We start from the raw sequence: 12,708 nt of genomic DNA on the forward strand, positions 1-12,708 counted from the left end.
CTCGACGTGCGCCGTTCGGCTGTTTGATCGTGATCCTGTCGCTGATCGTCGGCTTCGGTGTCGCGGGCACCGGCGGTGTCGTCACCGTCAGCTCCTCCGAATTGACCCGAGGCTGGTCACTCCGATCAGCGCAGGACGTCACCGACACCGGAGCCGCCATCTCCCAGGTCGGCTACGACACCGCGGGATGGCATCCGATCGCCCTTCCCTCCACTGTGCTGGCAGGCCTGGTAGCAAACGGCGTCCACCAGAACATCTTCTTCGGGACGAACCTCCGAAAAGTCCCCGACCTCACCCAGCAAGAGTGGTGGTTCCGAGGTGAGTTCCCCGCTGTCCGCACCTCAGCGGGACAGGTGTACTGGCTCCGGTTCAAGGGGATCAGCTACCGCGCGCAGATCTGGCTGAATGGACGGCGACTCGATCCCGACGCGGTCGGCACCATGGTGAGCCGCGAGTACAACGTCACCCGGCTCATCCGTCCTGACACAACGAATGCGCTGGCCATCCGGGTCACCCCACCGGCGCGTGACTGCCAGGACCTCTCCTTCTGCACCGTCGACTGGAACCCTGAGGCCCCCGACATGAACGCCGGTCTCTGGGGCAAGACGCTTCTCGACACGACCGGCCCTGTCGCGCTGAGGGATCCGTATGTCAAGACGACCCTCCCCCTGCCCGCGACGAACGCGGCCGACCTGACCGTGTACGTCGACGCGATCAACGCGACAGACACCCCGGTGACCGCGACCATCAGCGGATCCATCTCCAAGACCGGCCGGCCCACGATCTCCTTCAGCAAGGAGGTGACGCTCGACCCTGGCAAACGCAGGAACGTCACCTTCGACACGAACGCCCACCCACAGCTCCACGTCGCCAATCCCGCTCTGTGGTGGCCTCACCACTTCGGCCGGCCGGAGCTCTACAGACTTTCCATGACCGCCGCGGTCTCGGGATCGACGTCCGACCGCAAGTCGATCGACTTCGGCGTCCGGCAGTTCACCGGCCACCGCACCACGGTCAACGGGACATCCTTCGCCGGCTACAAGGTCAACGGCCGTCCCATCCTGTTCCGGGGTGGCGGATACGTCTGGGACCTGCTCCAGCGCTGGGACACCAAAACCAACCAGGCCCACATCGATTACACCAAGAACATGGGCCTCAACACCCTCCGTCTGGAGGGCACTCTCGGCAACGAGGAGCTCTACGACCTGGCCGACAGAGCCGGGATCATGCTCATGTCCGGCTTCGTCTGCTGCAGCGCCTGGGAGAACGACAGGAGCTGGTCTCCGGAGCAAGAACGAGTGGCCTACGCCTCCTTGGACAGCCAGATGAGAGCACTGCGTCATCACGCCAGCAGCTTCCTGTGGACCTACGGGAGCGACCGGCCCCCCACTGAGGCACGGCTGGACGGTTACAAGCGCATCGCCCGCATGCTGCACTGGCAGAATCCCACCCTGGACAGCGTCGCCAGCTGGGCAGATCCCAACGCCGGCATGAAGATGGACGGGCCCTATGTATGGGAGCCGCCCGTGCTGTGGTGGGACTCCAGCCGATCAGGCAGTGCGTTCGGCACCACCGCGGAGCAAGGCACGCAAGCCCCTCCACCGCTGGAAAGCCTGGAACGGTTCATCCCCCCGGACGACCGGTGGCCGATCGGCACGGTCTGGGACTACCACGCGGGCAAGCCGGGCACCCCCTTCGACCACATCACCCCGTTCACCGACGGAGTCGACAAGAGATACGGCAAAGCCGACGACGCCGACGACTTTTCCAGGAAATCCGAGCTGCAGAACTACGAGACCACTCGATCGTTCTTCGAAGCCTGGAGCGCACGTCAGCACACCCAGACGTTCGGCACCATCTTCTGGATGCTGAACAACGCGTGGCCGTCGCTCCACTGGAACCTCTATGACTACTACTTCAAGCCAGGCGGCGGATACTTCGGCGCCAAGAAGGCCACCGAGCCGATCCATATTAGCTATGACTACTTCACGCGGAACGTGCACGTGGTCAACTCGACCCTCGCGGCTCGCACGGCACTGACCGCGACGGCGAGTGTCTATGACATCCCGTCTCTGACGCGGAAGTACACGGCCACCGCTCAGGTCTCCTCCCCGGCCAATGCCTCGGTGCGGGTGCTGAAAATTCCTCCATTGACCGGCCTGTCGAGGACGTTTTTCCTGCGGCTTCAGCTCCGGGACGCCAACGGCTCGAGTGTCAGTGACAACCTCTACTGGTACTCCACGCGTCCTGACGCGCTCGGCAACGCAGATAACCACTACCAGACGGAGATCGACGGTTTCGCGGACCTGAGCGGCCTCAACAGGCTGGCTTCCAATCGGCACCTTGAGGCCGCGGCAACGCGTTCCCTGTCCGGCGGTCGAGAGACCGTCACCGTCACGCTCACCAATGCCAGCCCAACCAATCTCGCCTTCTTCGTACGGCCCGAAATCACGGCGGGCGACAACGGCAGGGAAGTCCTGCCGGTCATCTACAGCGACAACTACCTCTCGCTCTGGCCCGGCGAATCCACCAGGATCACCGCGACCTACGAGACGGCCGCGCTGCACGGGCAGCTGCCTTACCTGAGGGTACGGGGCTACAACGTATCTACCACGTCGACTCCGGTACACCGTTAGAGGCTCACTACAGCGGTATTTGACCTGATCAGCCGGGGAGTTGATGACGGCTGGCAGCTCCTGGCCCTGTCGCCGAAGCAGGGGAACGATGGTGCCGCCGCGGGTGCCAGGTCCTCGCGCAGCAGGGTGTTGTTGTGGTGGAGGGCGGCGATATTGGCGGCGGCAGCGCCCAGGGTGCGTGATCGTGCATGCCGATACGACAGTGGAGGACAACCCCGCGAAACTTGTGCAAGTCGTACGGCGGGTCCGTCGAGGGCTGGTTCCAGCTGCGCGAGCCCCTGGGACCGAGGCCTGAGGCCGATCATCGCGCAGGGGTCCATAAAGGTCGTGGAGAACATGGCTGGTGTCGGCAGTCGGATGGACCTGATTACGCTCCAAAGAATCTGCTGTTCACCGCCTTGATGAGGGCTTTGCGAATCGTATGCTACTCTTCGCATCCGAGTAAGCGCTTGTAGTAAAGATGCGAATGGTTGTGCTGAACTGAGGGCGTGTCCTGGCACTCGCGCTCGCGCCGATGGCACTAGCAGCATGCCAAGCCACAACTCCCCCTAGCCTGCCGCCCCGAAAACCGGCCACCGCATCCACCACGGCAGCCCCACCTACGCCTTGCCCGACCAAACCCCACGACCTGGTCGTGGAGACCTACTCGGCCTACTGGTCTGTCCTTGCCGAGGCCGGCAGAACGTCCCCGGAGCGTGCGCGCGAGCTGCTGAAGCCTTACGTGAAGGGCGGCTACCTTGACCATCTCGTCGACGGCCTCCGAGACATGGTCAAGCAGCGGCGCGATCCGAAGCTGCCGTCCAGACCGAGGTCGAAGTCAGCGAGTTCGAGGCAGCCGACCGACCGACGTCGTGCTGGGCAACGTCCAGCCGAAACTGAGCGCGGTGGTGATCGCGCGCCCACCCTTGTGCAGCAGGCGGCGCTTGTGACCGAAGTAGAGGACATAGAGCTCGAAGCTGGTCTCCAGCAGGGCTGCGATCGCAGTTGGGAGCGGCGGCCAGAGCGGCAGCCGTCACGCATCCGCCGGGCATCACGCTCAGTGAGCCTGTCCATGGCCTCTGCCGTCGGCACGATGCTCACCGGCATGCCGGTGAGCCACAGCACGGCGAGCATCTGACCAGCCAAGATCATCACGATGCCGCCCTCGCCTCATGCCGGTGTGTCGCGGCCAGGTCCTTCCACGCCTTGGCCGCGCGAGAGTAAGGGCTCCTGGCGGTCTCCTCATAGGTCCCGTCCGCGGCTTGGCGGCGGACGAAGAACTCGGCGCCTTCCTGGCACAAGATGAATTCCTCGCAGCAGGAGGCTTCAGCCACGCAGAAGAGCCCTTGGGGGACATAAGGCTGCCACTGGTGCATGTCTGATCACTTCCGATGGCGCGGCGGCCGGGCCGCGAAGGATGGGGTTCGGCCGCCGCGCCTGCTCGTGAGCCCAGGTCGCGGAGGTCGCGCCCGCGCCCCGGGGAAGATCGCGGGAGTGCCCAAGATGATTGATTCCAAGGGGTGAAGATCAGCCGTTTGGCTGCGGGCATGCAGCGAGGGTGTCCAAGATCGATTTGTGACGAAAGACCTGAACACCCTCGCGACTGCACTGTACGTGAAGATCGACGATCAGCTGATCGCTTTCCCGGACCTGGCCCCGGAACGCCCCCGCGTGGAGATCAAACCGGTGCTCAGTGACGCCGAATTGGTGACGCTGGCGGTGCTGTCGGCACTGCTCGGCTTCACCTCCGAACGGCGCCGGCTGCGCTGCGCCCACGCCCACCTGGCCGGCATGTTCCCCTGTCTGCCCGGCCAAAGCGGTTACAACAAACGCCTGCGCGCCACCACCGGCCTCGTCCTGCACATGATCCGCGTCCTCGGCCGGGACACCTCGCTGTGGAGCGATGATGTCTGGGTGGCCGACTCCACCCCCGTCGAGTGTGGCCGCTCCCGCCAGACCGCTCAGCGCAGCGACCTGGCCGGCTGGGCCGAGTACGGCTACTGCCCCTCCCACCCGCGCTTCTTCTGGGGCCTGCGCCTGCACCTGCTGTGCACGCTGGGCGGGCTGCCCATCGCCTTCGCGCTGACCGGCGCCGAAGCCGACGAGCGCACCACCCTGCTCGCCATGCTCCAGGCCGATCCCGACCTGCTGGCCCGCCACCAAGGCCAAGACCTCATCGCCGACATGCAGTACTACGGCCGCGACTTCGAAGCCGCCCTGGCCGACGCCGAGGCGCACCTGCTGCGCAAGGCCCGCAAGGGTGAACCGCCACGAGCCGGAGCGCACCTGTTCAAACCGCTGCGCCAGACCATCGAGTCGATCAACCAAACCTTCAAGGGCCAACTCGACCTGGAACGCCACGGCGGACGCACCATCGCCGGAGTGGTGATCCGCGTCATCACCCGCGTCCTGGCCCTCACCGCCGTGATTTGGCACAACGACAAGACCGGCCAGCCCACCGCCCGATCCCTCACCGCCTACGACCACTGACCCGACGGCTTGGAATCAATCATCTAGTCGAAGGGGATGCCGTCGAAGGTGCCGGACAGGGACGGGTGGATTCCGAACGCCGTCCAGGTCAGCGTCACCTCGTGGGTGCGCCCGCCGGTCTCGGCACGGAGCGTGGCGGTGGCGCGGCCGTCTGGGGTGAGCTTGGTGGGTCCGCTGACCCGCAGGTCGCGTACGAACCGCACGTTGTCGAGGGTGATGTCCTGGCCGAAGGTGACCTGGCCGCCGCGCAGCCCCGGCTCGTTCGGCCGCCCGAAGTAGTAGAAGCGTGCGGATTGCGGCGGGCGGTGGCGTCGGCGGCGGTGGCGAAGGTGGCTGCGAGGATTCGCCGCTCGCCGGGGCTCAGCTTGCGGGCCGGGTGCGGCGCCACGTCCCTGAGCTGCCGTGGCCGGGCGCCGGGCCCCGACCCCTCCGCCGCGAGTGGTGGCGGCATCGGTGCTTCCAAGGCTGTGCGCAGGGTCGAGGTCTCGGTGGCGAGGCCGGTGAGTGTTGTGGCGTTGGTGGAGCGGGTGCGGTGTTCTTCGATGACGGCGCGTGCGGCGGTTTGCGGTAGAGCGTCGTGCGGCCGAGGTCGGTGCGGGCGGCGACGGCGGCGAAGGTGACGACCTGGCCGTCGGCTTGGAGAGCGGCGCAGGCCTGTTCGGTTCGGCTCAAGGTGTCGTTGGTCATCCGGCGTGGGCTGCCTCCGACAATGCGCGTGCCAGATGTCTGCCCATGCCCGCGCACCCGCAGTAAAGCGCTCCTATCGCCTCACCATCGACTTCGGCTCCAACAGCCTCGATAGCAGTCAAAGAGTCTGGACAGGCACCCGGCGGCAATCCGACCATTAGGAGTGAAAGCGCAGCCGACATGAAAGGAGCCAGCCCCGTACGGCGGTAGAAAACAGGAGGCCCGGAATGTACCGGAAACCGTCTCAGACGCTGCTCGGTTCAGCACTCCTTGCCACCCTTGCGATGTCACTTCCCGCAACGTCGCAGGCTACCTCGACCACTCCCAGCGCTATGCAGCAGCACTCGGTAACCGCAACAGATAGAGCATCCCAGCCGAGAATACTCGGCGGTGTGGAGCTCGGCGGCTACTGCAAGTCAATCGGATACTGGGGAGTCGTACTCGTACAACACAACGCCTACGGATGGAAGTGCCACAAAGCATCCAAACGCGTGGGCATAGACATGGTTCGAGCGTGCAGGTGGCAGTACAACAACCCGCACGCGCTCGCTGCGCATCGGAGTAGGTCCGACCCGTATTCCTGGTACTGCTTCCTGAACTAGCCCTTCGCGTCGGAGGGCCTTTACGACCGGAGGCGTGAGACAAGGGCCCTCCACAGCAAACCAACGAAAGGCACTGCCGTGCATCGACCTTCGTCGGAGGCGAACCCATGGAGGCCATACCGCGTGTTGCTTTGATCGGCCTAGCACTGCTGGCTGTACTCGTAGTACCGCTGGCACCATCCGGTACGGCATCAGCGTCAGACTTCCCACAGACTTTTCCGGAACCGGGTTGCAAGCGCCCCCTAATGGGCTGCACACATGCACATGGCTACTCGACAGGTATCAATGACGCAAGGGTTAATTGCCAAGAACTTAAAGAATCTACCGAAAAACTCACAGGCGAATGGATTGCTGGATATAATATGGGATTTTCGCAAATTTGCGGATATATTCCCTTTGGCAACGTCGGCCCTTAACTACGGCCGTCGCGGTTTACGCACCGCACGGGAGGGTTCCACGATCGGCGGCGTATTCTGACGTCACCAAGCCCCTCCCACTGCTCCCTGGCCGACGCGCCGCCACGCGCGCAAGGTGGTCACCACGTGGCCGAGCGCCGGGGACATGCACCGGAATTTCGTCGATTGCGTTTTCTCAGTGATTGATCTTGCGAACGCAAGGTAAGGACACAGCGGGATGTTGGGGGGCCACGTATGTATTTCGTACGCGAACGGCCGCGCGTGGTGGTGGCGTCAGTTCAGGGCCGGGGCACCTTGCCGCCGAAGGACGCCCTGCGACTGGAGGCGGTCGCCGACGTCACGTATCTTGCTAGCGATCGTCAGCTGAGCCGCGAAACCGCCCTGAGCGCATTCGCGCGAGCGGAGATCGTGGCTTTCACACCCAAGGTCGCGCCGCCCATCGATGATGACTTGCTCACCGCTTTGCCTGGGCTGCGTGGCATGGCCGTCTACGCCACTGGCTACGACTTCATCGACGTCGATCTGCTGGATCGGCATGGCGTTGTCCTCACCTATCTGCCGCGTTACTCCACCGTTTCGGTGGCCGAACACACCATAGGATTGCTGCTTACCTTGTCGCGCCGGATCCACCTCGCTCACGACCGGTCGCGGGGTCGGGTTCCGCCCAACATCTCGCTCAGGGGCTTCGAGTTGGCTGGGCGCACCCTGGGCGTCGTCGGGCTGGGCCACATCGGCAGCCGGGTCGCCCGGCTGGCGCAGGGGTTCGGTATGCGTGTCGTAGCGACCGACATTCGGAGTCACCTGTGCCCGCCGCCGCATGTGACAGTCACGGATCTTGGTGAGCTGCTCACCCGGGCACATGCCGTGACCCTGCACTGCCCAGCTGCTCGTCATGGCAGGCCCATCGTCGCCGCACCGCAGTTGCGGCTGATGCGTGAAGGATCCGTGCTGGTCAATACCGGTCGTCCGGCGCTCGTTGACAACACGGCCGTCCTCGCCGCAATTCGGGCGGGACGCCTGCGTGGTTATGCCGTCGATGATGTGATCTGCGATCCGGAGGAGCACGCGGACCTGCTCATCCAAGGTCGGGTTGTACAGACTGGCCACTCAGCGTGGTGGTCTGACGAGGTGCTCGAGCGGGGTGGGGCGATGTGGGCAGAGTCGATCCGGCGCATGGCCTTGGGTTCGCCCGTCGACGTCGTACGGCCGGCGAACCCCGTGACCATTGGGGAGGTGGCTGTATGACGAGGAAGGAACGTGTCCGGTGGGCCACGCTGATAGGCGTTCCCTTCTTCGCCGCCATGTGGGTGGTCGTCCTGGGGGCCATGCGCTGGCCCCGGTATTGGGAGTGGCTCGCGCCTGAACAGACGCCGATGACCTGGCTCGAGAGCGTCATGCTCGTGCTATGCGCGGGAGTGGCGCTACTCATGGCAGCGGTCATTTATCTGCGTGACCAACCAGCGGCGCGGCTGTGGCTCTTGCTGGCGGCAGGCTTCGTTTGGCTCGCACTCGACGAGCGGTTCGCCGTGCATGAGCGAGTGCGCGACGGCTATCTGGCGCCCAGCGGTGTGTCCCCCATCCCGTGGGGCGCGCCCGGCGATTTCATCCTGATCCTGTACGGCATCGCGGGTCTCGCGCTGCTGCCTCAAGTGCTACGCCTCTTCCGGCCGGATCGGTTGGCCTTCGTGTTGTTCGGTGCGGGCGTGCTGCTCGCGGTAGTGGCCGTGGCGTCGGACTCCATCGACATACACGCGCACTCCATCGACGTGGAGCGGGTCGAGCAGACTGCGGAGGAGATCGCGGAACTGGCGAGCTTCACATGCTTCCTGCTCGCCATGACGCTCCGGCTACTGGCGATCTTGACCGACGGCACAGTCCGACTACCCCGCGTGGGAGACGTTTCACAAGCGTCCATGACCGGAAAATGATCCACTTCGCAGAGCCTAGCTACCCACCATAAGAGGGCTTTTCTCATGCGACAAAGGCGAATGATCAAGCACGCCATCATGATGGCCATGGCCTCTACAGTCACGGTGATGGGAGCGCTGGCTCCTACCGCAAGCGCCTCGATCAGGCAGGACGAGCCGTATATTGTGATAGAGAAAACAACCGGGCCCACGGGAACGACGCTATTCGTTGCTGGAGGGGGCTTCATCCCAAACCTGGCGATCAGTATCTTCCATCCCGGGCTCAGTGGCCCCGATAGCACCAAAGCCGACGAAAATGGCTTCGTTCCCGCCATTACATTCCGCGTCAGGGAAGGCACGCCGGCCGGAAGATACAATATTCAATATCGGCAGGCCGGGCGCATCGCCCAGGTTGAGTTTCAGGGGCCAGAATGGATAGATTCGCATCCGGCTGGCTACCAGCACTGACTGCCCTCTCACATAATGTCAGGCGGTGAATAGGAGGGATAGCGAGATTAAGTTCACATATCGGCAAGCCGAGAAGGGTCTGTCCAGTGATCGGCTCTGGCCCGTAATCGGTGGTGGCACTGAGTGATCCCTGCCAGGCTGGGCCGTGCTGAAGATCGACGATCTTGCGGGTGTGGTGTTTGCGGGGCTTCTGCCCTGGTCATCGAGGGAGTGGAGGACGAGGACGACCTCATTCGGGTATGGCTCGTACTCGCGACCAGCCGGTGCCGTGCCCGGTGTGCGGGGCGCTGAGCGGTCGGGTGCACGGCTACGTGAGCCGGACGGTCACGGATGTCCCGGTCGACGGGCGGCGGGTGGTGGCGTCGCTACAGGTACGGCGTCTGGTCTGCCTGGAGTGGGGATGCCCTCGGCAGACGTTCCGTGAGCAGGTTCCCGGGCTGCTCGAGCGCTACCAGCGTCGAACCAGCAGGCTCACCGGCCAGCTGGGTGCGGTGGTGAAGGAACTGGCCGGCCGAGCGGGTGCTCGGCTGTCGGCGGTCCTGGCCGTCACGATTTCGAGGTCCACAGCGCTGGGACTGCTGGCGCGGCTGCCGCTGCGGATCCCCCGCGTGCTGGGTGTCGATGACTTCGCTCTCAAGCGCCGGCACCGTTATGCCACCATCCTGATCGACGCCGAGACTGGCGAGCGGATCGATGTCCTGCCCGGCCGCGGTGCCGATGTGCTGGAGACGCGGCTGCGATCCCACCCTGGGGTCGAGATCGTCTGCCGCGACGGGTCGGGCGCGTACGGTGAGGTGGTTCGACGTGCTCTGCCGGATGCAGTGCAGGTCGGGGACCGGTGGCACCTGTGGGCGAATTTCTGCGACAAGACCCTCGCTGAGGTTCGGTCCCACAGCGCCGGCGGGCCACGGTTAACCCGACGCGGCCCGCCGGCGTCCATGAACAGACCAGCCGTGAGCGTTGGCAGCAGATCCACGACCTGCTGGACAAAGGCGTCGGCCTCTTGGAGTGCGCCCGTCGGTTGAACTTGTCCCTCAACACCGTCAAGCGCTACGCCCGCACCCACAAGCCCGAGGCTTTGCGCCGCGCTCCGCGCTATCGGCCCACGCTCGTCGATCCTTACCACGATCACCTGCGCGAACGGCGCGCCGCCGAGCCGGCCGTTGCAGTCCAACAGCTGTTCCGTGAAATCAAAGAGCTCGGCTACACCGGCAGCCTCAACCTGCTCTACCGCTACATCACCCAGGGCCGAGCCGAAGGAGAGCGGCCCGTTACCACCCCGCGCCGCCTGGCTCGGCTCCTGCTGCCCCATCCCGACCGGCTGCGCGATAGCGACACCCAGCTGGTGCGGGAGCTCACGGCCGCCTGACCCGAACCGGCGCCACCACCGATTACGGGCCAGAGCCGAAGACCGTACAGTCCCTGATGGGCTGGAACCGGTGAGTTGTGGCAAGTGGGCCGTCGAAGTAGAAGGAGTCGATGTCTCCGGTCATGGCGGCAAAGAGGAACCGGCTGCAGGACAGGCGGTGACTCTCCCATTCGGGGCCGCGGCCTTCGTTCAGCATGACGGTCCAATCGTCCGGTGCCTGGCCAGGCTGGAGGAGCCAGTAGAGGAAGTGGCCACTCCCTTCGCAGAAGGCCCAGGGCAGGACACGCGCCCCGTCTTCATGGAGTTCTGCGGGCTTGTCCTCGAACTCCCAGAGGTCGGCCAGCACCTCGTCGCGTTCCTTGACTACGGACGCCAAGTTCAGGTCGTAGATCTCGTGGTGGCATCCAGGTTCGAGGAGCCAGATCGTCTCATCGAAGAGTCCGGCGCCGTAAATATCGGCGAGTTGCTTGTAGTCGGTGGGCAGCGGGGTGCCGAGCTCGTTCTCTACAGGCTCCCAGCTTCGGGATCTTGGGGTGGATTGCGGGGGAATGAGCTCGATGATCCAGGAGACAGCGGAAGGCATGTGAACGGTCCTTTGACGAAGAAGGTCGACAGGTACGTACCGCAAGGGAAGCCGGACCGCAACATGTAAAGGGTTGCGTTCACGACCTTCCGCCGCGGATGTTTCTCCGGGCGACCACCGGTGTTCGAACCCGGTGAGGGACCCGATCGTCGACTCCCACTGCGCGTCGGTCAAGCGCGAGGCGTAACGACGAAGCCACGGCACCCGACCACCCTGGCGACATATTGGACCGCCGTCACACTGCCGCATCGAATATGGACGACTCTTCTCAAACACGCTCTAAGCAGTTGCTGGCGGGGCTGCGTGCGCGCGGAGTCAGGATCGGGGTCGCCTCTAGCGTTCGAGCAGCGCAGTGGGTAGCAGCTGAGATTTACCCGAGCGCAAATAACCCGGCACTTTCAGTAACCCCGGAGCAAGCGGACCTATTGCGGCTTTTCGCACTTCGATGAAACTGCCTGACAATACGATCCTGGGTGCCGACCGTCGTAGCCACTACTGCTGGAGCCTAGCCTCAGGCTTTCACGGTGAATTTCGCCAGGCTTGATCGCTCACATAAGAAAAGTGCCTTTGAACTGGGAGGATGGGGCTTGTCGAGAGTCCTGTCCACGCCAGATCAGAAGGCACTTTCCAAGTGAAGAGTAACGCTTCACGCGGCAAGATCACCGCATCCGCTGACGCTGCCGGGGCTCCTCTCCCACGCGGGCGCCCTGATGCTCCTGCAGACGCTGCGCGTCACCGGCCTGGACCGGGCCTTGTCCGCGCAGCTGGAACGCTTTCGGCCCGAGCGCGCGGTGCACGACCCCGGGAAAATCGTGGCCGACCTGGCCGCCAGCCTCGCTCTTGGCGGTGACTGCCTGGCCGACATCGCCCTGCTGCGCGCCCAGCCCGACCTGTTCGGCCCGGTCGCCTCCGACTCGACCGTCTCCCGCCTGATCGACCGGCTCGCCCAAGATGAGGCCAAAGCGCTCAAAGCCCTGCGCGCAGCCCGCGCCCTCGCCCGCGAACGCGCCCGGGAACTTGCAGGGACCATGGCGCCGGGCAGTGACGGCGAGCTAATCCCCCTTGACATCGACGCCACCATCGTCATCGCCCACTCCGACAAACAGCACGCCGCCCCGACCTGGAAACACACCTTCGGCTTCCACCCGATGACGGTCTTCGCCGACCACGGCCCGGACGGGTCCGGCGAACCGCTGGCCATCGTGCTGCGGCCGGGCAACGCCGGCTCCAACACCGCCGCCGATCACATCGAAGCCACCCGCCACGCGCTGGCCCAACTCCCCAGGCATCGCCGGTGCCAGGTGCTGATCCGCACCGACTCCGGCGGCGGCACCCACGAATTCCTGACCTGGCTCACCAAACCTGGCAGGCGGCTGTCGTACTCGATCGGGTTCACCCTCACCGAGGAGATCCGGCAGGCCGTCCTGCGCCTGCCGAAGACTGCGTGGACGCCCGCCTACGATGCCGACTGGCAAGTGCGGCCCGGCGCCTGGGTGGCCGAACTCACCGGCCTGCTGGAGTTGTCCGGCTGGCCCAAGGGCATGCGCGTCATCGCCCGCAAGCGCCTGCGA

Annotated in this window: 8 protein-coding genes and 2 pseudogenes; 8 read left to right on the forward strand and 2 right to left on the reverse strand. The window is 64.8% G+C overall.

Annotated features, from left to right (window positions below; translation table 11 throughout):
• Nucleotides 1-29: 29 nt before the first annotated feature.
• From EDD27_RS45680 to EDD27_RS45690, 3 genes are all read left to right on the forward strand, one after another.
• The gene (locus tag EDD27_RS45680) at nt 30-2,636 is read left to right on the forward strand and encodes a glycoside hydrolase family 2 protein (RefSeq protein WP_164904086.1); all 2,607 of its coding nucleotides are present in this window, start codon (nt 30-32) and stop codon (nt 2,634-2,636) included.
• A 634-nt stretch (nt 2,637-3,270) separates the two neighbouring features.
• Nucleotides 3,271-3,753: a hypothetical protein gene (locus EDD27_RS45685; RefSeq protein ID WP_127938622.1), complete on the forward strand. Its 483-nt coding sequence runs from the start codon at nt 3,271-3,273 to the stop codon at nt 3,751-3,753.
• Nucleotides 3,754-4,190: 437 nt separating this feature from the next.
• On the forward strand, nt 4,191-5,105 hold the full coding sequence (locus EDD27_RS45690) for an IS982 family transposase (protein WP_127938624.1): 915 nt from the start codon (nt 4,191-4,193) through the stop codon (nt 5,103-5,105).
• Between the two features lie 23 nt (nt 5,106-5,128).
• On the opposite strand, the gene EDD27_RS45695 is transcribed toward EDD27_RS45690, so the two are convergent.
• The gene (locus tag EDD27_RS45695; protein ID WP_127938627.1) at nt 5,129-5,308 is read right to left on the reverse strand and encodes a hypothetical protein; all 180 of its coding nucleotides are present in this window, start codon (nt 5,306-5,308) and stop codon (nt 5,129-5,131) included.
• 1,736 nt (nt 5,309-7,044) lie between these two features.
• Here EDD27_RS45695 and EDD27_RS45700 point away from each other — a divergent pair.
• The 4 genes and pseudogenes from EDD27_RS45700 to EDD27_RS45715 form a co-directional block, all read left to right on the forward strand.
• Nucleotides 7,045-8,055 (forward strand): 2-hydroxyacid dehydrogenase, encoded by a 1,011-nt coding sequence (locus EDD27_RS45700; protein ID WP_127938630.1) that lies wholly within the window; start codon nt 7,045-7,047, stop codon nt 8,053-8,055.
• On the forward strand, nt 8,052-8,738 hold the full coding sequence (locus tag EDD27_RS45705; RefSeq protein WP_127938632.1) for a hypothetical protein: 687 nt from the start codon (nt 8,052-8,054) through the stop codon (nt 8,736-8,738). Before EDD27_RS45700 ends, EDD27_RS45705 begins: the two co-directional genes overlap by 4 nt.
• A gap of 60 nt (nt 8,739-8,798) precedes the next feature.
• Nucleotides 8,799-9,185, forward strand: a complete 387-nt coding sequence (locus EDD27_RS45710; RefSeq protein ID WP_127938635.1) for a hypothetical protein — start codon at nt 8,799-8,801, stop codon at nt 9,183-9,185.
• 138 nt (nt 9,186-9,323) lie between these two features.
• Nucleotides 9,324-10,551: pseudogene (locus EDD27_RS45715) on the forward strand (ISL3 family transposase); the annotation flags it as partial.
• A 25-nt stretch (nt 10,552-10,576) separates the two neighbouring features.
• Here EDD27_RS45715 and EDD27_RS45720 read toward each other — a convergent pair.
• Complete coding sequence (locus EDD27_RS45720) at nt 10,577-11,137, reverse strand: SMI1/KNR4 family protein (RefSeq protein WP_127938638.1); 561 nt, start codon at nt 11,135-11,137, stop codon at nt 10,577-10,579.
• 671 nt (nt 11,138-11,808) lie between these two features.
• On the opposite strand from EDD27_RS45720, the pseudogene EDD27_RS45730 reads away from it, so the two are divergent.
• Nucleotides 11,809-12,699, forward strand: a pseudogene (locus tag EDD27_RS45730) (IS1380 family transposase); the annotation flags it as partial.
• Nucleotides 12,700-12,708 lie beyond the last annotated feature (9 nt).

It is taken from the genome of Nonomuraea polychroma (assembly GCF_004011505.1).
Lineage (GTDB): Bacteria > Actinomycetota > Actinomycetes > Streptosporangiales > Streptosporangiaceae > Nonomuraea > Nonomuraea polychroma.

What these genes read in the sequence shown, in the direction of transcription:
- EDD27_RS45720 (WP_127938638.1), bottom strand. Translation starts at nt 11,137, where the DNA reads ATGCCTTCCGCTGTCTCCTGGATCATCGAGCTCATTCCCCCGCAATCC.
- EDD27_RS45705 (WP_127938632.1), top strand. Translation starts at nt 8,052, where the DNA reads ATGACGAGGAAGGAACGTGTCCGGTGGGCCACGCTGATAGGCGTTCCC.
- EDD27_RS45710 (WP_127938635.1), top strand. Translation starts at nt 8,799, where the DNA reads ATGATCAAGCACGCCATCATGATGGCCATGGCCTCTACAGTCACGGTG.
- EDD27_RS45700 (WP_127938630.1), top strand. Translation starts at nt 7,045, where the DNA reads ATGTATTTCGTACGCGAACGGCCGCGCGTGGTGGTGGCGTCAGTTCAG.